The sequence below is a fragment of the Roseibium sp. AWQ4_254 genome (assembly GCF_056161025.1).
Genome location: NZ_JBSWYH010000031.1, coordinates 21,107 through 42,747, shown reverse-complemented (window position 1 = coordinate 42,747; position 21,641 = coordinate 21,107). Strand labels below are relative to the sequence as shown.

20 protein-coding genes are annotated in these 21,641 nt (G+C 59.3%); 12 read left to right on the top strand and 8 right to left on the bottom strand.

The genetic code is table 11. The features are described 5' to 3' along the window. Positions 1-107: 107 nt before the first annotated feature. From ACXAIC_RS20540 to ACXAIC_RS20485, 12 genes are all read left to right on the top strand, one after another. A complete protein-coding gene (locus tag ACXAIC_RS20540; protein WP_475184596.1) occupies positions 108-1,085 on the top strand; it encodes a quinone oxidoreductase family protein in 978 nt (325 codons plus the stop codon). A 14-nt stretch (positions 1,086-1,099) separates the two neighbouring features. Continuing rightward, a complete protein-coding gene (locus ACXAIC_RS20535) occupies positions 1,100-2,035 on the top strand; it encodes a LysR family transcriptional regulator (protein ID WP_475184591.1) in 936 nt (311 codons plus the stop codon). Positions 2,036-2,150: 115 nt separating this feature from the next. Further along, positions 2,151-2,501: a hydroxyisourate hydrolase gene (gene uraH, locus ACXAIC_RS20530; protein WP_475184586.1), complete on the top strand. Its 351-nt coding sequence runs from the start codon at positions 2,151-2,153 to the stop codon at positions 2,499-2,501. 3 nt (positions 2,502-2,504) lie between these two features. Continuing rightward, positions 2,505-3,986: a xanthine dehydrogenase small subunit gene (gene xdhA, locus ACXAIC_RS20525; RefSeq protein ID WP_475184581.1), complete on the top strand. Its 1,482-nt coding sequence runs from the start codon at positions 2,505-2,507 to the stop codon at positions 3,984-3,986. After that, positions 3,970-6,321 carry a xanthine dehydrogenase molybdopterin binding subunit gene (gene xdhB / locus ACXAIC_RS20520; RefSeq protein WP_475184576.1) on the top strand — a complete coding sequence of 784 codons (2,352 nt, stop codon included), beginning with the start codon at positions 3,970-3,972 and terminating at the stop codon, positions 6,319-6,321. Before xdhA ends, xdhB begins: the two co-directional genes overlap by 17 nt. Further along, on the top strand, positions 6,321-7,316 hold the full coding sequence (xdhC, locus tag ACXAIC_RS20515; protein WP_475184574.1) for a xanthine dehydrogenase accessory protein XdhC: 996 nt from the start codon (positions 6,321-6,323) through the stop codon (positions 7,314-7,316). The genes xdhB and xdhC overlap by 1 nt, the downstream gene beginning before the upstream one ends. A 76-nt stretch (positions 7,317-7,392) precedes the next feature. Beyond that, entirely contained in the window at positions 7,393-8,937 is a 1,545-nt protein-coding gene (locus ACXAIC_RS20510; RefSeq protein ID WP_475184661.1) for an ABC transporter ATP-binding protein, read from the top strand. Further along, entirely contained in the window at positions 8,937-10,025 is a 1,089-nt protein-coding gene (locus ACXAIC_RS20505; RefSeq protein ID WP_475184569.1) for an ABC transporter permease, read from the top strand. The genes ACXAIC_RS20510 and ACXAIC_RS20505 overlap by 1 nt, the downstream gene beginning before the upstream one ends. Next, positions 10,018-10,932 carry an ABC transporter permease gene (locus ACXAIC_RS20500; RefSeq protein WP_475184565.1) on the top strand — a complete coding sequence of 305 codons (915 nt, stop codon included), beginning with the start codon at positions 10,018-10,020 and terminating at the stop codon, positions 10,930-10,932. The genes ACXAIC_RS20505 and ACXAIC_RS20500 overlap by 8 nt, the downstream gene beginning before the upstream one ends. Before the next feature lie 96 nt (positions 10,933-11,028). Beyond that, positions 11,029-12,093: a BMP family ABC transporter substrate-binding protein gene (locus ACXAIC_RS20495; protein WP_475184562.1), complete on the top strand. Its 1,065-nt coding sequence runs from the start codon at positions 11,029-11,031 to the stop codon at positions 12,091-12,093. 234 nt (positions 12,094-12,327) lie between these two features. After that, positions 12,328-12,831, top strand: a complete 504-nt coding sequence (locus ACXAIC_RS20490) for a putative pterin-binding protein (protein ID WP_475184556.1) — start codon at positions 12,328-12,330, stop codon at positions 12,829-12,831. A 7-nt stretch (positions 12,832-12,838) separates the two neighbouring features. Continuing rightward, a complete protein-coding gene (locus ACXAIC_RS20485; protein ID WP_475184552.1) occupies positions 12,839-14,812 on the top strand; it encodes a putative bifunctional diguanylate cyclase/phosphodiesterase in 1,974 nt (657 codons plus the stop codon). An 82-nt stretch (positions 14,813-14,894) separates the two neighbouring features. Here the strand turns inward: ACXAIC_RS20485 and ACXAIC_RS20480 are convergent, their stop codons facing one another. The 8 genes from ACXAIC_RS20480 to ACXAIC_RS20445 all read right to left on the bottom strand — a co-directional run bounded on the left by ACXAIC_RS20480 (position 14,895) and on the right by ACXAIC_RS20445 (position 21,374). After that, complete coding sequence (locus tag ACXAIC_RS20480) at positions 14,895-15,110, bottom strand: hypothetical protein (RefSeq protein ID WP_475184547.1); 216 nt, start codon at positions 15,108-15,110, stop codon at positions 14,895-14,897. After that, the gene (locus ACXAIC_RS20475) at positions 15,107-15,598 is read right to left on the bottom strand and encodes a hypothetical protein (RefSeq protein ID WP_475184545.1); all 492 of its coding nucleotides are present in this window, start codon (positions 15,596-15,598) and stop codon (positions 15,107-15,109) included. Before ACXAIC_RS20475 ends, ACXAIC_RS20480 begins: the two co-directional genes overlap by 4 nt. A 4-nt stretch (positions 15,599-15,602) precedes the next feature. After that, positions 15,603-16,802, bottom strand: coding sequence for an agmatinase family protein (locus tag ACXAIC_RS20470; RefSeq protein ID WP_475184658.1), 1,200 nt, complete (start codon positions 16,800-16,802; stop codon positions 15,603-15,605). A gap of 61 nt (positions 16,803-16,863) precedes the next feature. Next, complete coding sequence (locus ACXAIC_RS20465) at positions 16,864-17,664, bottom strand: ABC transporter ATP-binding protein (protein ID WP_475184542.1); 801 nt, start codon at positions 17,662-17,664, stop codon at positions 16,864-16,866. Further along, complete coding sequence (locus ACXAIC_RS20460; RefSeq protein WP_475184539.1) at positions 17,661-18,482, bottom strand: ABC transporter permease; 822 nt, start codon at positions 18,480-18,482, stop codon at positions 17,661-17,663. Before ACXAIC_RS20460 ends, ACXAIC_RS20465 begins: the two co-directional genes overlap by 4 nt. Then, positions 18,473-19,174: a hypothetical protein gene (locus ACXAIC_RS20455; protein WP_475184536.1), complete on the bottom strand. Its 702-nt coding sequence runs from the start codon at positions 19,172-19,174 to the stop codon at positions 18,473-18,475. The genes ACXAIC_RS20460 and ACXAIC_RS20455 overlap by 10 nt, the downstream gene beginning before the upstream one ends. After that, the gene (locus tag ACXAIC_RS20450; protein WP_475184532.1) at positions 19,167-20,222 is read right to left on the bottom strand and encodes an isopenicillin N synthase family dioxygenase; all 1,056 of its coding nucleotides are present in this window, start codon (positions 20,220-20,222) and stop codon (positions 19,167-19,169) included. The genes ACXAIC_RS20455 and ACXAIC_RS20450 overlap by 8 nt, the downstream gene beginning before the upstream one ends. Positions 20,223-20,303: 81 nt before the next feature. After that, positions 20,304-21,374 carry a putative urea ABC transporter substrate-binding protein gene (locus ACXAIC_RS20445; RefSeq protein WP_475184527.1) on the bottom strand — a complete coding sequence of 357 codons (1,071 nt, stop codon included), beginning with the start codon at positions 21,372-21,374 and terminating at the stop codon, positions 20,304-20,306. Positions 21,375-21,641 lie beyond the last annotated feature (267 nt).

Here is a 21,641-nt window from a genome sequence, read left to right as displayed (position 1 = left end):
TCGCCGCGGCCTGAACTTATTACTGTTCGGCAACGCTCAGGAGCCTGCGCCGCTCCAAAGACATCGATAGGTCACAAATAGAGGCAAAAAGCCTCCTGGAGGTTGGAATGATTCAGGCAATCTGTGTGCATGAGACGGGTGGCCCTGGCGTGATGCGCTGGGAACAGATTGAGGTCGGGCAGCCGGGCCCGGGAGAAGCGCGCATCCGCCACACGGCCATTGGCCTGAACTTTATCGACACCTATTTCCGCTCCGGGCTTTACCCGTCCCCGTCCGGCACGCCATTCACGCCGGGCAATGAAGGGGCGGGGATTGTTCAGACCGTGGGCGAGGGCGTTGACCATATCGCCCCCGGAGACAGGGTTGCCTATGTGGGCCCACTTGGGGCCTATGCCCAGGAGCGGCTCGTGCCTGCGGACCGCCTGGTGAAAGTCCCGGATGGCATCGATGACAAAACCGCCGCAGCCATGATGCTGAAGGGCATGACTGCCCAGTATCTTCTGCGCCAGACCTACAAGGTCGGCCCCGAAACAACCCTTTTGTTTCATGCTGCAGCAGGCGGCGTCGGCCTGATCGCCGGGCAATGGGCTGCCCATCTGGGAGCAACGGTGATCGGTACAGCAGGCTCTGAGGAAAAGATCGCGCTTGCCAAGGCCCATGGCTACCAGCACATGATCAACTACCGGACAGAGAACTTCGCCGACCGGGTCACGGAAATCACGGGCGGCAAGGGCTGTGACGTGGTCTATGACTCGGTCGGCAAGGACACCTATCCGGGATCTCTGGATTGCCTGAAACCGCGTGGCCTGTGGGTCAGTTTCGGTCAGTCCTCCGGCCCGATCGAGGATTTTAATCTTGGGCTCTTGGCCCAGAAAGGCTCTTTGTTCGCAACACGTCCGAGCCTTTTTTCCTATGCGGGAACCCGAGAGGAACTTGAGGCCTGCGCGCAGGACCTATTTGACGTTGTTCAAAAGGGCGTTGTTAAGATCGGGATCAATCAGGAATACCGGCTCGCGAATGCCGTTCAGGCCCATGAGGACCTGGAAGGCAGACGCACCACCGGAACAACTGTTTTGGTCCCCTAAAGGCCCGAAGGACCATGCTCTCGGCCCGCGTTCAGGACCTGTCACGCAATCTCTACAGCCCGGCCATGCGGTATTTCATGGCTGCGGCCCGGGCCGGGTCGATCCGCGCGGCTTCGCGCGAGCTGAATGTGGCGTCCTCGGCGGTCAACCGTCAGATCCTATGGCTGGAAGAAGCGCTCGGCCTGCAGCTCTTCGACCGGGTCGGACGCCGCATCCGCCTGTCCCAGGCCGGAGAGCTTCTGCTTGCCCATGTCCGGCGGACCTATTCGGACTTTGAAGGAACGGTTGCCGAACTCGACGCCCTGAAGGGCCTCAGGCGCGGCACCGTTTCGATCGCGGCCGTTGAAAGTGTCTCCGAAAAGCTGCTGCCCGCCGTGATCAGCGACTTCCGTAAAAGCTACCCAGGCATCCATGTCAATGTGACAATTGCTTCGGCGCAGGAGGCTGCCGCCAAGGTTGAGGCTGCCGAAGCCGATGTGGGCTTCACCTTTGATCCCCCGGAGACGTCAGCGCTGACGATAGCCTTTCAGCACGACCTCGTCATCGGCGCCCTGATGCGGCCCGATCACCCGCTGGCGGAGGCAAAGACGCTGAGCCTTGCCGACTGTCTGAAATACCCGGTGGCGCTGCCCTCGGAAGGCCTGTCCCTGCGCACCCGGCTTGACCTGGTGCGCGACCGAATACCGGGCGTGTCGAGAACCTATGTGGAAGCCAACTCCCTCCGGTTGATGCGCGCCCTGGCGCGGGAACAGGATGTCATCGGGTTTCAAACCCTGATCGGCTGCGAAGAGGACATTGCCACAAAGGCCCTGATCTTCAAGCCCTTGAACGATGCGCCGCTGCAGGCGGACAGACTGTGTGTTGTGACCTCGTCGTTGCGGGCGCTTGCCCTGGCGCCGGCCATGTTTTTCGACCACGCAGTGCTCGCCCTGAAAGACCACTTGCCTTGAATTGATGCCAAAATGGCAACATAACGACCGCAAATGAACGCTTTGGTTCTCGGCCGTTTTAAGGCACATTTTTCATGACAAGATGCAGCCAGGCGCTGCGTGAGGGAGATACTTGATGGGGCGTTTGACGACGCATGTACTGGACACTGCTCTCGGAAAGCCTGCACAGGGCCTGAAGATCGAGCTATGGGCCTTTACGGAAGAGCCGGCCTTACTGGCCACACACAAGACGAATGACGACGGCCGGGTCGACGGCCCTTTGCTGGAGGGCCAGGCCTTTCTGACCGGCACCTATGAATTGCGCTTTTTTGCCGGAGACTATCTCAAGATGACGGGGCAGGATCTGCCCGAGCCCCTGTTTCTGGACATCGTTCCGGTCCGCTTCGGCATTGCTCAGGCGGATAGCCATTACCACGTGCCTCTGCTTTTGTCGCCATTTAGCTATTCCACCTACCGGGGGAGCTGATTGATGCGCGACACGATCCGATTTTTGAAAGCTGGCCAGATCGTTGAACTGGAGTCTGTCGGCCCAACGGAAACCCTGCTGGATTACCTGCGTCTCCGGCGTGGCGAAACCGGAACCAAGGAGGGCTGCGGCGAAGGCGACTGCGGCGCCTGTACGGTTGCCCTGGGGCGGCTGATCGACGGCAAGCTGGTCTACCAGCCGGTCAACAGCTGCATCTTGCTTCTCGGCATGATCGATGGTGCGGAACTTGTCACCGTGGAAGATCTTGTTCAGGACGAGCGGCTGCATCCGGTTCAGGCGGCCATGGTGGATCTCCATGGCTCTCAATGCGGCTTTTGCACCCCCGGCTTCATCATGAGCCTGTTCACGCTCTACCATGCCGAAGGGGTCGAAAAGTCCCGCCGGGCGGTGACCGAATGGCTTGCAGGAAACCTGTGCCGCTGCACCGGCTACCGGCCCATCGTGGATGCCGCGATCCAGTCGTGCTTTGACATTGCCGATGATGCCTTTTCCTGGCGCTCTAACGAAACCCGGGAAAAGCTGCAACAATTGGCCGACAGCCGGGACATTTTCATCGGCACAGGCGACAGCTTCTTTTCTGCTCCGGCAACGCTGGACGGATTGGCAGCACTCTATGGACAGAACTCCGGAGCGACACTCGTGGCCGGTGCGACCGATGTGGGCCTATGGATCACCAAACATCTCAAGGACCTGCCCAAAACCATCTGGCTCGGGCGCATTGAAGGTCTTGACCGGGTGGAGGAAAGCCCGTCCGGTGTCCTGATGGGGGCAACAGCCACCTATGCCACAACGGAAGCCGCCATGTCCCGGCTGTCGCCCGACCTCGGCGACTTGTGGAAACGCATCGGATCCAAACAGGTCCGGGCCTCTGGCACCATTGGCGGGAATATCGCGAACGGGTCTCCGATCGGCGACACGCCGCCCGCTCTGATCGCCCTTGGAGCCACTCTGGAGCTTCAGGCACTTGATGGCTCACGCGCACTGCCGCTTGAAGACTTCTTCGTGGCCTATGGCCAGCAGGACCGCAGGGAGGGTGAATTCGTGACCGGGCTGTTCGTGCCGCGCCTCGCCGCGAACCAGGCCTTCCGCTGCTACAAGATTTCCAAACGCTTTGATCAAGACATTTCAGCGGTCATGGGTGCCTTCAAGATGACCCTTGAAGATGGCACCATCGTTGCTGCCCGCATTGCCTATGGCGGCATGGCAGGAACCCCTATGCGCGCAGCCCATGCGGAAAGAGCCTTGACCGGGGCAAGTCTGGAAGATCCCGCCACCTGGGGCGCGGCCATGCAGGCGCTTCTGTCCGATTTCAGACCATTAACCGACATGCGGGCCAGCGCGGAATACCGGATGGAAACCGCACGGGCCCTGCTGGCAAAGGCGCTGATGGAGATCAGCGGCACAGCGCCTGAAGATGTCCGTGTCCTGAAACAGCGGGGGGCAGGCCATGACCGCGCCGCTTGAGCCTGCTGTCACTGAGACCGCGTTGAAAGACCCGCCATTGAAACATGTGCGCAAGGCGCTGCCCCATGACAGCGCGGCAAAACATGTCACGGGCACGGCAACTTATATCGACGATATTGTGGAACCTTCCGGCACGCTTCATGTGGTGCCGGGCTGGGCCCGCAACGCTGTGCGCGGGGAAATCCGCTCGCTGGATCTTGAAGACGTCAAGGCAACGCCCGGTGTCGTGGCCGTTCTGACAAGCGCCGATATTCCCGGCACCAATGACTGTTCGTCAGCCTTCGGAGATGACCCTGTTCTGGCTGAGAACGAGATCCTCTTTTTCGGTCAGGTCATGTTTGCTGTTGTGGCGTCCTCCCGCGAAACCGCCCGTAAGGCAGCCTTGAAAGCCCGGATCGATGTTACGGCGCTGACGCCGATTTTGACCGCTGAGGATGCGGCAGCCTCAGACACAACGGTCCTGCCGGATTACCAATTCCGGCGCGGATCGCCGGAAACCGGACTGCAGGCGTCCGAAGAGGTTCTGAGCGGCAGCTTGCAGATCGGGGGCCAGGAACATTTCTATCTCGAAGGGCAGGTCGCCATGGCCATCCCTCAGGAAGATGGCGGCATGCTCGTGCATTCCTCCACACAGCACCCGACCGAGATACAGCACACGGTCGCCAAGGTCCTTGGGGTGCCGGATGCCGCCGTGACGGCGGAAGTACGCCGGATGGGCGGCGGCTTTGGCGGCAAGGAATCCCAGGCCAACCAATGGGCGGCCTTGGCGTCTCTTGCCGCGCGCAAGACCGGTAAGGCCTGCAAGCTGCGCCTTGACCGGGACGACGACATGATCATGACCGGCAAACGGCATGATTTCAGGGTCAATTGGAAGATCGGCCATGACGGTACGGGCAAAATCCGGGCGGTAGACATGGAGTTTCTGGCCAGATGCGGCTATTCCGCAGACCTTTCGCTTGGCGTCAATGACAGAACCATGTTCCACGCCGATTCCAGCTATTTCTACCCCGATGCCCTGATCCGCTCGCGGCGCCTGCGCACCGATACCTGTTCCAACACGGCCTTCCGTGGCTTCGGCGGCCCGCAAGGCATGCTGGCCGCAGAGCGGATGATCGATGCACTCGCCATACGCCTTGGCCGGGATCCGCTTGAGATCCGGAAACTGAATTTCTACGACGGGGAACACAACACCACGCCCTATGGTATGCCGGTTGAGGAATATGAGGTCATGCATGATCTCATCTCCAAACTGGAAACACGCTCAAACTACTGGGCCCGCCGGGAGGAGGTGGCTGCCTTCAACGCCTCCAGCGCAGTGCTCAAGAAAGGCTTGGCGCTGACGCCGGTCAAATTCGGCATTTCCTTCACGCTCAAACACCTGAACCAGGCCGGCGCGCTGGTGCATCTCTATACGGATGGCTCGGTTCACCTGAACCATGGCGGCACGGAAATGGGGCAGGGGCTGTATCAGAAGGTGGCCCAGGTCGTGGCCGAAGAATTCGGCGTTACTCTGGACAAGGTCAAAATCACGGCGACCAACACGTCGAAAGTGCCCAACACCGGCCCGACGGCCGCCTCTTCCGGCACCGATCTCAATGCCATGGCGGCCAAACGTGCCGCCGGTGAAATCAAGGGCCGCCTGATTTCCTTCCTGTGCGAACAGCACCAGTGCAGCGCCGATGTCATTCATTTCGGCGACAACAAAGTGCTGGTCGGAGAGAAGAGCTACACTCTGCCGGAAATCGCCAAACAGGCCCATATGGCACGCATCCAGCTCTCCCATGCCGGGTTCTATGCAACACCCGGCATCACCTGGGACCGGGACAGTGTCAGTGGCCGTCCGTTCTACTATTTCGCCTTTGGCGGTGCCTGCGCTGAAGTCACCATCGACACCATGACCGGTGAAATGACAGTGGACCGGGTAGATATCCTGCATGATGTTGGCCATTCCCTGAATCCGGCCATCGATCTTGGCCAGATCGAAGGCGGCTTTGTTCAGGGCATGGGGTGGCTGACGACGGAAGAACTGGTCTGGGATGAAAACGGCCGTCTGCGCACCCACGCACCGTCCACCTACAAGATCCCGGCGGCCTCCGACGTTCCGGACGATTTCACCGTTGAGCTTTATGAAGGCGACGGCAACCCCCAAGACACTGTCTACCGCTCCAAGGCGGTTGGCGAGCCGCCAGTCATGCTGGCAAATTCCGTCTTTTGCGCCATCACCGATGCCATCGCCAGCCTGAGGCCCGGAACGGTTCCGGCTCTGGACGCACCGGCAACGCCGGAAGCCATCATGCGGGCAGTTCAGGATATGCGCCGGAGACGGGAGGCCTGATGGCGGTTTGGGGTCACATTGCCGGATGCCTGGCCAAGGGGAGGGCCTGCGCCCTGGTGACCATCGTTGACGTTGATGGATCAACGCCCCGGGAAGCGGGAGCCCGCATGGTTGTGCGCCCGGATGGCGGGTTTTTCGGCACCATTGGCGGTGGCACCTTGGAATTTGAATCCATAAGAAAGGCCACAGCCGCTGCTGCAAAGGCTCAGCCAGGCCTTGATCTGCACTCCGTTTCACTCGGGCCGGATCTTGGCCAGTGCTGCGGCGGACGGGCGCGTATCGCAATTGAGGTCCTGACAGCCGATGCCCTTGAAAGCGCCCAGCTTTTCGCAGAACGTGAAGCATTGGGAACGCGTTTCGGAACCGTTACCGATCTGGTTGACGGGGTCCCCGCAGCTCGCGGTTTGTCAGAGACAGCTCCGGACCGTGCCTTTGCCCCGTTACGATCACCGGACGGCACGTTGATCCAGCTGTTGCAGCGTTTTGGGGAGGACCGCCAGCCTCTGGTCCTGTTCGGCGCCGGTCATGTGGGCAAGGCCCTGATCCTGGCCCTGGCGCCGCTGCCCTTTACCGTAACCTGGATCGACAGCCGGGCAGAGCAGTTTCCAGGACCGGTGCCCGCCAATGTCACCAAATGCTGCGTCGAAACACCCGCCAAAGCGCTGGACCGTGCCCCGGACGGCGCCTTTGTTCTGGCCATGACCCATTCCCACGCGCTGGATGAGGACATCATGGCGGCCGCATTGCTGTCGCAGCGCTTTGCCTATTGCGGCGTCATCGGGTCAAGAACCAAGAGGGCCCGTTTTCTGAAACGGCTGAAAACCCGGGGCCTGGACGAGACCCTGGTATCCTCCATGGCGTGCCCCGTTGGCAGACCCAGCATCCGGTCAAAGCATCCGGCCGCCATTGCTGCCGGTATCGCCTGTGATCTTCTAGAGCGCAGCGAAGCCGCTCATCAACAAGCCGTTGCGCCATCGGGGGTTGCACAAACATAACTCATGGTCAATAAGGCGGCATCCGCTCGGGGGACAGGTATTGGACACAGACGTTTCAGAACAGGCCGATAGCAGCATATCACCCGCGAGGGCCGCAGGCGAAGCCCTGCTTGAGGCTAAGGGGCTGACCAAACGGTTTGGCGACATTCTGGCCAATGACACGGTGGATCTTGTGATCAACAAGGGCGAAATCCACGCGCTTTTGGGGGAAAATGGCGCCGGAAAGTCCACTCTTGTCAAAATGTTCTACGGCTCCCTGGAGCCTGACGCGGGAAAGATTTCCTGGGCTGGCCGTGCAGCCGAAATCCCCAACCCGGCCGCCGCACGGGATCTTGGCATCGGTATGGTGTTCCAGCATTTCTCGCTGTTTGAAGCCCTGAGTGTTGTCGAAAACATTGCCCTTGCCCTGCCAAATCCGGGCAAGATGAGCAATCTGGCCAGGAGGGTCGAAGCTGTCTCGCGGGACTATGGGCTGCCGCTCAACCCCACCGACATCGTGGCCGATCTGCCGGTCGGCATCCGCCAGCGGATCGAGATTGTGCGCTGCCTGCTGCAGGACCCCCGCCTGATCATCATGGACGAACCGACCTCGGTTCTGACACCACAAGAAGCCGATCAGCTGTTTCTGACCTTGCAGCGTCTGGCTTCCGAAGGCTGCGCGGTGCTTTATATCAGCCACCGGCTGGAGGAAGTGCAGCGTATCTGCCACCATGCAACGATCCTGCGCCATGGCCAGGTGGTCAGCGAATGCGATCCGGCCAAAGAAACGCCCGCAACGCTGGCCAGCATGATGGTGGGCGCCGAAATTGCCTCGGTCAGTTCCAGGGACACCGCCCCTAATTCCGGCGAAACCCGGCTTTCCCTGCAGGGATTGAGCGCACCGGCGGCTACGCCCTTTGCCACACCGCTCACGAATATCTGCCTTGACCTGAAGGCCGGGGAAGTCGTCGCAGTCGCGGGAGTCGCGGGCAATGGCCAGGGCGAACTGTTTGACGCCATTTCCGGGGAAATGCCGGTCGCATCCAACATGATCCATCTGGACGGATCCGCCTGTGGCAAAAAATCCATAACCTGGCGCCGTCAGAACAATGCAGCCTTCGTGCCGGAAGAGCGGCTCGGCCACGGTGCGGTGCCGGGCATGAAACTCTCCCACAACGTTGTTCTGACCCGCCACAGCACCGGCGACGGCCTCAAGACCGGCGGCTTTGTGTCCGCCAGCCAAGCAGCCAAACTGGAGCAGCGGATCAAGCAGGCCTATGACGTGCGCATGTCGCATAGCGATCCGGAGGCACGGTCCCTGTCGGGCGGCAATCTACAGAAATTTGTTGTCGGCAGGGAACTGGACCGCAAGCCCGGTGTTCTTGTTGTCAACCAGCCGACCTGGGGCGTGGATGCGGGGGCGGCCGCCTTGATCCGGCAGGCCCTGATCGATCTGGCCCGCTCCGGGTCTGCCGTTCTCGTGATCAGTCAGGATCTGGACGAAATTTTCGAGATTGCGGACCGGATTGCCGTGATTTCGCGTGGATACCTGTCGGAGGCCGAACCTGCCTCCGGCATGACCCGTGAACGGGTGGGCCTGTTGATGGCCGGGGGCGCAGAAGCCCAAGAGGAGGTGGCCTGATGCGCCTGGAACTGGTCAAACGCAAGGAACACAGCCGCCTGATGACGCTCCTGTCGCCGCTGATTGCAGTTGCGCTGACCGCCCTGGCTGCTGCAATCATTTTCTCAATATCCGGCAATAATCCATTGATTGGACTTTATAAATTCTTTTTTGAACCCTTGACGCAAGCGTGGTCCCTTGAGGCGACCATCGACAAGGCAACCCCCTTGATCCTTATCGCTTGCGGACTGTCCGTCTGCTATCTCTCCAACAACTGGAACATTGGCGCGGAAGGCCAGTTTGTTGTCGGGGCCCTGTTCGGATCGGTACTACCGATCCTGTTTCCCTCCTTTGAAAACGCTGCAACCTTGCCACTGATGCTGGTCTTCGGTGCTCTTGGTGGCGCGCTCTGGGCGCTGATCCCGGCCTATTTGAAAATCCGCTTCAATACGAACGAGATCCTGACAAGCCTGATGCTGGTCTATGTGGCCGGTTTGCTTCTGGACTATCTGGTGCGCGGTCCCTGGCGGGATCCCGGCGGATATAATTTTCCAGAATCCCGGCTCTTTTCCAATGCCGCTACGCTGCCGGATCTCTTTGGCGGCGCCGTGAGCCTGTCGGCCCTGGTGACTGTCAGTGTCGTGATTGTGCTGGCGGTGGTGCTGGCCAGGACCCTTAAAGGGTTCGAAATCCGCGTCATGGGCGAGAGCCCCAGAGCCGGCAGCTTTGCAGGCTTCTCCGCCAAGCGCCTGACCCTGTTTTCCTTTGCGCTTGCAGGTGCTCTGGCGGGTCTTGCCGGCACAATGGAAGTCTCCGGCGCGCTGAACCAGCTGCTACCGACGATTTCACCCGGCTATGGCTTCACGGCAATTATCGTTGCCTTTCTGGGACGCCTCAATCCCGTCGGCATTCTGATTGCCGGATTCGTGCTCGCCCTGTCTTATATTGGCGGGGAGGGGGTGCAATCCTCCATGGGGGTGTCCAACGAGATCGCCAGCGTCATTCAGGGCCTGCTGCTGTTTTTCGTGCTTGCCTGCGATACGCTCATTTTGTACCGCATCCGTTTCGTGCATCGGCGCACGCAGTCCGGGGAGGCCACCCATGCTTGAAGCTGTTTTGCTGACGGTCATCACCGCCGCAACACCGCTCCTGATCGCCGCCATCGGGGAACTGGTGGTCGAACGGTCCGGTGTTCTCAATCTGGGCGTGGAAGGCATGATGATCATGGGCGCCGTGATCGGTTTTGCCGTCGCCAACCAGACCGGCTCCGGCACACTGGGGATCGTGGCGGCCATTGCAGCGGGTATGGCAATGTCTGCACTGTTCGGCTTTCTTGTTCTGGTGCTGGTGGCCAACCAGGTCGCAACCGGCCTTGCCCTGACAATCCTGGGCATTGGCCTGTCCGGGATGATCGGCGAGGCTTTTATCGGGGTGCCGGGCCTCAAACTACCGGATCTTTATATTCCTGGCCTGTCTGAACTTCCCTTTGTCGGCCCGGTCCTGTTCCAGCAGGACGTCATTGTCTATATCAGTTTTCTACTGGTCGCCCTGGTCGCCTATGGCCTGTTCCGTACGCGCTTTGGTCTGGTGCTGCGTGCGGTTGGCGACAACCATGGCTCTGCCCATGCACTTGGCTATTCAGTCATCAGCATCCGCTTTGCGGCCATCCTGTTCGGCGGCGCCTGCGCAGGACTGGCCGGAGCCTATCTTTCGCTGGCCTATACCCCTCAATGGGTGGAAAACATGACCGCCGGACGGGGCTGGATTGCGCTCGCCCTGGTCGTGTTTTCCTCCTGGCTGCCGCTGAGGGTCGTGATTGGTGCCTATCTGTTCGGCGCCGTCAGCGTGCTCAACCTCCATGCCCAGGCCCTGGAATTCGACATTCCCTCGCAACTGTTGTCGAGCTTGCCCTATCTTGCAACAATTCTAGTTCTTGTGCTGATTTCCGCAAACCGCAGACTGACGCTCGTGAATACACCCGCCTGTCTTGGCAAGCCCTTTGTACCTGACCGGTAAAAGCCCGCCTTCCGGTCCGGCCGGCTTCCAGAGGCGATCCTGGAGCGGCTCGAATTGAAGATCGCAAAAGAAAGACTGAACAACAGGGGAAACCAAATGAAGTCACTCTTGAAAGCAACCGCCGCCGCCTTGGCCTTTGCCGCTGCAGGGTCTGCGGCCCACGCAGCCGATGTGAAGGCCTGTTTCATTTATGTCGGTCCGGTCGGCGATTTCGGCTGGTCCTATCAGCATGACCAGGGCCGCCTTGATGTGGAGAAACACTTTGGCGACAAGGTCGAGACCGCCTATCTGGAATCCGTGCCGGAAGGGCCGGATGCCGAGCGGGCGATCGAGCGCTTTGCCCGCGAAGGCTGCAACATCATCTTCACCACTTCGTTTGGCTATATGAACCCGACGCTCAAGGTCGCAAAGAAGTTCCCGGACGTGAAATTTGAGCATGCGACCGGCTACAAGACAGCCAAGAATGTCGCGACCTACAACTCGAAATTCCATCAGGGCCGCTATATCATCGGCCAGATCGCCGCCAAACAGTCCAAGACTGGTGTTGCGGGCTATATCGGCTCTTTCCCAATCCCGGAAGTGGTCTCCGGCATCAATGCCTTCCTCCTGGGCGCTCAATCCGTCAATCCGGATTTCAAGGTCAAGGTTGTGTGGGTGAATTCCTGGTTTGATCCGGGCAAGGAAGCGGACGCGGCCAAGGCCCTCATCGATCAAGGCGCGGATATCATTTCCCAGCATACGGATTCCACAGCACCGCTTCAGGTGGCCCAGGAACGCGGCGTTCATGGGTTTGGCCAGGCGTCCGACATGATCAACTTCGCCAAGGATGCACAATATACAGCCATCATCGACGACTGGGGTCCCTATTACATCGAGCGCGTGCAGGAAGTGATCGACGGCACCTGGGAATCAAAGAGCACCTGGGCAGGTCTTGCTGAAGGCCACGTGGTCATGGCGCCTTACACGAACCTTCCGGCCGACGTCGTGGAAATGGCCAAGGCCACCGAAGCCAAGATCAAGGACGGCTGGGAGCCTTTCACCGGCCCAATCACCAAGCAAGACGGCACCGTGGCCGCTGAAGACGGCGTTACGCTGGACGATGGCGCAATCCTTGGAATGAACTGGTACGTTCAGGGCATCGACGACAAGCTGCCTGAATAAGCAGGTCACCGGTATGCGAGACCGGCCCGGCAACCGTTGCCGGGCCGGTCATAACTTTGAACGACAAAAGCCATTTGGCAGCAATTGGATGGCTTGCAAAGATAAGTAGAAAATCATATTTCTTCAAAGCGATAAATTTATTACACTCTTTGCATCACTTAGAAGCCACTCATTTCAAATTTGCGCGCGGTCTTGTGAAAGGGACACGCAGCATCCGTAACAGGATCATAGGTTGTGTTTGACAAAATCCCGGCAGTCCAAGCCACGCTGGCTGTTTTGTTGCTCACCCTCATAAGTGCACAGTACCAAGCACAGGCCCAGGATCTGGACAAGATTGTCCTGACCGTTTCCGGCAAACTCAAACAGGCCCATCCGATTGACTTGTCTCTCCGCATGCTGGAGCAGATGCCTCACAAAACGATTGTGACAACGACCCCTTGGCAAGACGGTCCCATTAGCTTTGAAGGCGTGCCCCTGGACGAGTTGATGCATCAGGCCGGAGCGGAAGGCACCGAGGCGGAATTCATCGCGCTCAACAACTATCGGTCCGTCCTGCCGATCCAGGACTTTAGTGCATTTGGTCCGATCCTTGCCTACAAGATGAATGGCTCTTACATGAAGATCCGGGACAAGGGGCCGCTCTTTGTCATTTACCCCTTTGATGACCGGCCCGAGCTGAAGACAGAGATCTATTTTTCCAGGTCTGTCTGGCAGGTCCGCTCAATCGTGATCGAGTGAAGCGACCATGAAACTTCGGCTTCATCCCTGGCACATGGTGTTTCTGGCCAGTTTTACGGTCACCATTTTAGTGTTCTGGACCTATTTTTACACGTCCTTCAGCCAGGACCGCACCCACAAACACTCGCTCGAATATGACACGGTCTGGTCGGCCGCCAACGGACGGAACGAATTCTCCAGATTTGCCGCTTCTGCCGCACGCTATCATCTCACCGGTGCACAGCGCGATCTGGAAGAGGCCGAGATCAACTATGAGATCCTGCTCGGGCGGTTGAATACCTGGGGATCCGGCGGCTTCAAAAGCCTGATTGCCAATTCGGACGGGCTGAACCGGGAATTCGAGGCGTTGAAAGACGCTGTTGCTTCTCTGGCCCCCATCGCCGAGACCCTCAAACAGGGAGATTCGGACGCCTTTGAGCAAACCATGCGCGGCATCCGCGACAAGGTAGATGTGATTGCCGGACGCTCCTATCAAACCAGTGTAGAGCGTTTTTCCGCAGAGCGGCGGACGATCCGGGATCAACTGATCACAGAAAAGCGTTTTGTGTTTGCGTTGCTGGTGCTGGCTACAGCCCTGATGGCGGTCATCATGCGCCAGAACTGGGGGCTAAGGCACGCCAATGACCGGATTGCGGGAGATGCGGAACGCCTGTCCTATGTGGCCAAACACGATGCCCTAACGGATATTGCCAACCGCTGCCTAGTCGAAGACCGGCTTAGGGAAGCCACCGATACCCTCGCGGACAGCGAGGTCCTTGTGGCGATCGCACTCGACCTGGACGGTTTCAAGACAATCAACGACACACTCGGCCATTCCGGCGGCGATGCGCTGCTCATTGCCCTGTCCAAGCGGCTGGTGGCCTTTACTCAGTCTCTTGCCGGTCACAACCTGGCCGCACGGGTCGGCGGCGATGAATTCCTGATCCTGCTTCGTTGCGCGAAAGTAGATCTGGCCCTGGAAGACACGATTGTTGCGCTTACCGAACTGTTCGCCAACTCGATTGAGACGCGGATCGGAAGTTTTCTCGTGGGCACCTCTATCGGCTATGCAACGGCCCACACAAGAGACGAGATCGGCAATGTTGTGCTCAACGCGGATCTGGCCCTGACACAGGCCAAGGCCGCCGGACGCGGCTCGGCCATCGCCTTTTCCGGCCCCATGCGGACCCAAATGGAACGCCGGCTGCGGATTGAACGCGATTTACCTGCAGCTCTCGAATGTGGCGACATCGAACCGCACTACCAGCTTCAATACAACATGATCACCGGTCAGCCGGTGGGGCTTGAAGCGCTGGCCCGATGGCATCATTTCGAGCTCGGCCCGATCTCTCCGGTCGAATTCATCCCGATTGCCGAAGCCAGCGGAGACATTCTGGCGCTTGGGCGTCTCATGCTGAAGAGCGCCTGCCGGGATGCGGCACTGCTGCCATCCGATATCAGCGTCGCGGTCAATTTTTCCATGATCCAGTTTCTCAATGACGACATGATCGATCTGGTCAAATCCGTCCTTGAAGAGAGCGGGCTGGCACCCCACCGGCTGAAACTGGAGGTCACCGAAAGCATCATCATGCGCAATGTCAAGACCGTATCCGAGATCCTGTCGCAGCTGCAGGCCCTCGGGGTCAGGATTTCGCTGGATGATTTTGGTACGGGCTATTCCGCCCTAAGCTACCTGTGCACCTTGAGTTGGGACGAAATCAAGATCGACCGGTCCTTTGTCCGGGCCTGCGAGGAATCGGCCAAAGCCGTCAACATTATCGGCGTCATGCAATCCATGGCGAACACAATGCAGGCGGAACTGGTCGTGGAGGGGCTTGAGACCCCGGAACAGGTTCTTCTGTTCAAGAAGCTTGGCTGCCTCTACGGGCAGGGGTTCCATTTTAACCGGCCAAGTCCCTTCCAGGATCTGAGCGAGACCCTGGAAGCCGCAAATTCAAACAAGACAGGCACAGCTCCAGAGCCCGAACCAGCGCTTTCCTGAGAACTCGACGCGCTCGAAACCGGCGCTTTGGGCGGATACCGCCCCAATGGGCCCTCAAACGACACAGGTATGGCTTGTCAGATCAGCGCCGGGACGCTTTGCGCACCCCTTTCTGAAGCTTTGACAGGACAAACGCCGCACATGCAGCCCCCGCCAGAAGCATGGCTCCATGAAAGGGCGAGGAAACAAGGTGCTGGACTGCGGCAGCCCAGCCGGTCAGATGCTCATGGGAACCAGCATGGGCAAAGGCGGGCGTTGACACTGCTGTCAGCGCCAGAAAGCTGAAAAGCCTTATCATTCGTCGATATCTCCTGCTTTGAGACGGGTTGCCAAAATCTCGATCAGATCGACATCGAGCCGTTCTGTCAGCGATACATAAGTGAATGTCATAGTTTCGCGCTCGCTCACCATGGTTCCCGGGAAGGGCATATAAACGAGTTCCCGGGATGCAAAGGCTGGCGACGCTGTGCCGATCTGCCAGTTCGAACTGATCCCGGCATCCACCAGATGCTGGATCAGGCCATCAGATCCGGGCCGGTGAAACGGCACCCCGGCAAGGCGCAGATAGCTTGTCTTGTCGGACGCTGAGCGGAAGCCGTCGATAAAGCTCGTTGCAAGGGCCTGCAGTTCATCCGCCCGTTCCGCGTCCGAGGCCCCATGAACATGGGAATGGAGATGATCCGGCCCCGCGTGATTGTGGCCATGCAGATGCATGTGGGGATCGTCATGAGGATGCGTATGGCTGTGGCTGTGGCTGTGGCTGTGGCTGTGAGGATGGTCGCTCATGGGATCACACAACCTCCGGACCGGCGGGAATGGTCACCGGTTTGTCGAGAATTGCCTTATGCGAACCCATCTTGCCATGGGAGACCAGCGTTCCGAGCACATCCACAATCACACGGGTGGCCAGAAGGGCGGTGATGTCCGAACAGTCGTAGGGCGGCGAGACTTCCACAACTTCCAGCCCGCAGATCCCTTCCTTGGCCACCAGCGAGACCAGCTCCAGGGCTTCGCGGGGCAGGAAGCCGCCCGGTTCCGGCCAGCCGGTTCCCGGAACAAAACCGCAGTCGACGCTGTCGATATCAAAGGAAATATAGACCGCATCCGCGTCTTTCCAGGCCAGCTCAAGCGCCCTGGCTGCCGTTTCAGCAAGGCCAAGCTCCTCCACATCGCGCATGGTGAAGATATTGGTGTTGCGCTCGCGGGCGACTTCCACTCCTTCACGCGGCACCTGCCAGCCGCCAATGCCGATCTGCACCAAATTGACCGCAGGAACATTGACCAGATCGGTCGCATGGAACCACGGGGTCGTGTGCATCCGCTCATCCAGATCCTTTTCCTGAATGTCGATATGCCGGTCGAAATGCACAATCCCGATCCGTTTCGAGGTGCATTGTGCAATGCCGCGCACACAGGGAAACCCAATGGAATGGTCTCCGCCGATCATGATCGGCAGCGCGCCGGAAGACGCCACATGGGAAACGGCCCTTGTGATCTGATCAAAGGTCTTCTCGATATTGGCAGGGATCGTGAAAATATCGCCGACATCGCAGAGCGTCATCTGCTCGCGCAGATCCACCCCCATTTCATAGTTATAGGGCGTATAAAGCGCGGAAATCTTGCGCACCCCTTGTGGCCCGAAGCGGGTGCCGGGCCGGTAAGTCGTGCCCCCGTCAAAGGGAATTCCGATGATTGCCGCATCATAGGCCCCGACTTGGGTCACATCTTCCACGTAAGGCGCCTTCAAAAAGGTGTTGATGCCGGCATAATGCGGCAACTCCCCGCGGGCAAAAGTCGGAATGGACTTGTCGGTGAGGCTGTCAGAACCGGTCAGCCCCATCCGGAGCGCCCAGGCTTTTTCCTTCTCCCAGGCAGCGGAGGGCAGGGCGCCTTCCTTTTCGGCGGCCTTCCAGCCCCTGAGTTGCAGCTTGTCGAAATCCGGATGGTGCTGGCGCCGGGAATGGCCCCTGCCGATTGAACCTGCGGCCATGTGCCCGGTGGAGCGGCCAAATCGATCGAAAATGTCCATGGTCGTTTTCCTCTGAAATATCCTAGTGTTTTGACGGGAACTGACCGCGCAGCGCGCCCGCAAGCTCCTCCGGAACCTGGTCCGGGCGACTCTTCTGCGGACTGAGTGCAAGGTCATAGGTGATGGTGGCGCCATAGGCCTGAGGCGCCTGTGGGTCGTGGCGGGTCTTGTCAAAAACCAACAGCCGCGTACCCAGCTTGAAAGCCTCGTGAATATCATGGGTGACCATGAAGACGGTCATGCCCGTTTCCTGCCACAGGCTGAGCAGGAGGTCGTGCATATCGAGCCGAATGCCCGGATCAAGCGCCCCGAAGGGTTCGTCCAGAAGAAGCACATCGGGCTTTTTGACCAGAGCCTGGGCAATGGCGAGCCGCTGTTGCATGCCACCAGACAGTTGCGCCGGGTATTTGGTGCTCGCGTCTGTCAAACCGATCCGCTCCAGAAGCTCATCAAGCTCAGAAAGCGCTTTTCGGCGGGCTGCCCCGAAGAACCGGCCGGTCAGCGGGGCGGTGGCAAATTCTGCCCCGAGGATCAGGTTTTCAGCAACCGACAGATGGGGAAAGACCGAGTATTTCTGAAACACAATGCCCCGGTCCGGGGTCGGTTCGCCAGGGAGCGGGGCGCCGTTCAAAAGGATATTGCCGCGGCTCGGGTGCTCCTGGGAGAGCAGCATGCGCAGAAAGGTGGATTTGCCGCAGCCCGAGGCGCCGACAATGGTGCAAAACGCCCCTTGTTCCACATTCAGGTCCACCCGCTCCAGGACAGGAATACCATCATAGTCTTTCCAGACATTGGCAAAGGACACGGCCGCAGGCTTGCTCACAGGCTGTCTCCTTCAAGATGTTTCCAGCTAAAGACGGCGCGTGACAGGCTGCGCAGCAGGTAGTCCATGGTAAATGCAAGCAGGGTTATCCAGGCGACATAGGGAAGAATGATGTCCATCGCCATATAGCGGCGCACCAGGAAAATCCGGTAGCCGAGCCCTTCTGTTGAAGCGATGGCTTCCGCCGACACCAGAAAGATCCAGGCCGGGATGAGGCCGATCCGCAGGGCAACAACAGCTGCGGGCAGCACATTAGGAATGATAACCCGTGCCGCGATCTGCCAGCTGGAAGCCCCCAGCGTCTCCGCCTTGATGACCAGTTCCCTTGGAATGTCCAGCGCCGCCTGGGCGAGGGACCGGGCCATGACCGGGGCGGTTCCCACCACAATCAGCCCGATTTTTGCCGCTTCTCCCAGCCCCAGCATAATGAACAGGATCGGCAGAACCGTGATAGGCGGGATCAGCGAAAAGGCCGAAATGAACGGGGCAAGCGCTGCCCGTCCATAGGGCAGGATCCCCATGATCAGACCGGTCAGGAGCGCGAGCCCGGTTGAAATAACAAGTCCGGCTGCAATCCGGGCAAGGCTCGCCAGCGTGTCCTTCCACAAGAGCAGCTCGCCGTTGCGCCGGTCCGGCTCAAACGCCATTTTGCCCATGGCGGCCATCATCTTTTCAAGGGAGGGCAGCAGCCTGTCCGACGGGTTTTCCGCCAGCCGGGCTTCACTGGCCACCGTATAGAGCACGATCACCAGAACAAAGGGCAGAAGGCCCAGTACCAGGGCGGTCACTCGGTCCGGTTTCCGGTTGATCAGGCGCATTGTTTCTCCGTTTCCAGATCATCGAGGGTCCGGCCTTCCTTCCAGGGATGTGTCGCATGCCGGACCACCCAGCGCCCGCCTTCGCGGCGGCACAGGCACAGCTCAAGCGCGGCGAGCCACATCAGGTGATCCCGGCTTTGCTCTTCAAGGCCCTCATATGCGTCGATGCCCGGAGGCGCTGGCGGCCTTTTGGTGAGGGCAACGGCGAAAGCACCCGACTGAAGAAAGAGGCCCGTTTCTGACAGGCGAAGGGCCGGGGCTGCACACCCGTCCGGTTTTGACCCGTCCACAAGGCTCCAGTGTTCCAGATAGTCTTCGGCAATCCCCATCTCGACAAGGAGTTTGCCGCTGTCAAACGCCATGCGCGCCACATCCAGGCCGGTGCCGGGTTTCAGATCATGCAGCCGCAACCAGGTGCAGATCCCGCCCTCAACACGGGTGATCCCGAAAAAAGCCTCCTGTCCGGCGAGAAAACGGAGCTGATCGTCGTCGCACGCCTTCAGCGAGGTGATGCCAGAAAAGTCGGGACGCTCCAGGGGGATGCGCAGATCCGCATGATAAAGGGCTGTCTGAAGCCAGAACACCCGGGCCGGGCGGTCATTGGTCAGGACACCGGGGCCACGCCGCTCCAGGAGCGTGCGTTTCCAGAGGCCTTGCCAGGCGAGCGGAAGCTCAGGCAAGGTCTCAAACATTGAGCGCTGCCTTCTGCCGGGCTTCCTGGCCAAAGGAGGACAGGGCCTTTGCTCCTTCGGGAAGCTGCATGCCACCGGATTTTTGTTTTTCAATCAGATAGGTAAAGCTCTGCATGGTCTGGGCCAGCAGGTGATCGCCCGCACGGATCGGCTCAAAGCGTGGTGCCTCATCCCCCTCCAGCAATTGCGGCAGAGGCGCAACCACCGTGTCATAGTCACAAGCAAAGAACAGGGGGAAGGAGTAGCGTTCCTCCTTGACCTTGCGCACCCGATGGGACGTGGCCACGAAACGCCCATTGGTCCACACTTCCATCATGTCGCCGATATTCACCACATAGGCATCGGGAAGCAGGGGCACGTCAATCCACTCCCCGGCACCATTCATGACTTCAAGGCCGGGGGCTGTCGGCAACAACAGGGTGAAACACTCATAATCGGTGTGGGCGCCAATGCCTTGCGAATCCTGTGCGTCCGGATTGAACGGATAGTGCAGCAGGCGCAGTTGGCTCGGTGGGCAGGTGACAAAGCTGTCGAAAAACGTTTCTTCCTGCCCGAGGGCGCGGGCAAACCCCTGCAGCAGGTGGCGCCCAAGATCAAACACCGCTTCGTAATAGGCATTGACGGTGTCCTGAAACCCCTCAAGCTCTGGCCATTGGTTGGGACCGACCATCGGCGTGCCAGCCGCCACCATGGCATGGTCCTTCGCGATGTCCGGTCCAAGGTCCAGAGCTTCTTTCAGATCCTTCTTGCCATCGGCCATCACCTCTTCACCCACCGGAACATAGCCCCTGTGGTTACAGGACTTGCCGATGTAAATCTCCATTTTCTCGTCAGCGGACAACGCAAAGAAGGCCTTCGTCTTCTCAAGAAGCGCCGCCCGCAGCTCCCGGCTCACCTTGTGGCCCGTGACATAGAGAAAGCCCACATCCCGTGCGGCCTCACCAAGGGCCTCCGCCACCTGCTGGCGTGCGGCAGGATCAGGCCCATACAATCCGGAAATATTGACGACGGGAAGTTCCTTGAACGCGCTTCGGGCTTTTGCAGGCATGGACAGCTCCTGACAGCTTCGGGAAGACCAAAAGAGATCTCTGCACGGCACGGCCAGCGCCGTGCAGAGGGAACCTGAGCGTTACAGCGCGCCTTTTGCGGCCATCTCGACAAAGCTGTTGTCGAAGCGCAGTTTCACATTGTTGGCATCGCCAAAGACGCTCTTGTCAGGAAATTCGACCCCGACAAATTCGGCGGATTGAGCACCTTCCCCGAGGATGCCGTGGTCAAACAGGAAGGTAGCGACGAAATTCATCGTCTCTTTCAGCTTGGGGTCGCTGGTGAACGCCAGCAGTTCCTCAGGCGTATAGAAGAGAGCGGTGGCCGCGAGCTGGGCCTTATACCCTTCCAGATCCGTGCCGGAGGCCTCGGCCATGGCTTCCAGAGCTGCCTTGCCTTCCGGCGTGTCCTGCGCCATCAGCGACAGCACTTCGAACCAGGCCCCGGCCAGCGCCTTGCCGAGGGCGGGATTGTCCTTCAGCGTGAGGGTATTGACCATCATGGCATCAATGATTTCGCCCGGGATCTGGGAACTGTCGAAGACCAGTGTGCCTTCTTTCGTGTTCAGGATTTCAGAGAGCATCGGGTTCCAGGTGGCAACGGCGGTGATTTCGGGATCATCATAGACCGCCACAATATCCGCATCGGATGTATTGACGATCTTCACGTCCTTTTCGCTCAAGCCAACGCTTTCCAGCGCCCGGACCAGAAAATAATGGGAAACGGACAGCTCCACCAGATTGACATTCTGCCCCTTGATCGAAGCAAGGTCGCCGCCATGTTTCAAGATCAGGCCGTCATTGCCGTTGGAATAGTCGCCTGCGATCAAAACCGTTGTGTCGATCCCGCTGCCTGCCGGAATGGACAGCGCATCCATGTTGGTCATGGCGCAGGCATCATAGGCACCGGCCGTATACTGGTTGATGGATTCAATATAATCGTTGAACTGCGTGATCTCTACGGAAATGCCGTATTTGTCGGCCCACTTTTTCATGATGCCGGACTCTTGCAGATAGCCCCAGGGCATCCAGCCGGCATAGATGGACCAACAGACCTTGAAATCTTTCTTTTCTTCGGCTTGGGCAGCCGGGGTCAGAAAGGGCAGGGTGAGGGCCGCTGCAAATAGGGTGGCTTTTGCAATCGATCTGAACATCTGTGCGCGTCTCCTGTCTTAAGCCCGGCAGAAAGAACCGGTTGAGCTTGCGTCATGAGTTTCTTGCGCACGGCCGGGAGCAGGTTCGCGCGCGCGAAACCTCGTGCAGTAATCTCCCGGGTTTTTGTCCCGCCGTGTCACCGGATATGATGCCCAAGCCTTGCGGCCCAAAAGGCCACGTCAGAGGCTTTGACTGTCCGGCTTGCACCTCTCGGTCCTGCGTCGTGTCCGACCGGATCCCTAGGCGCGCTGCACTCCTTCCTCTTT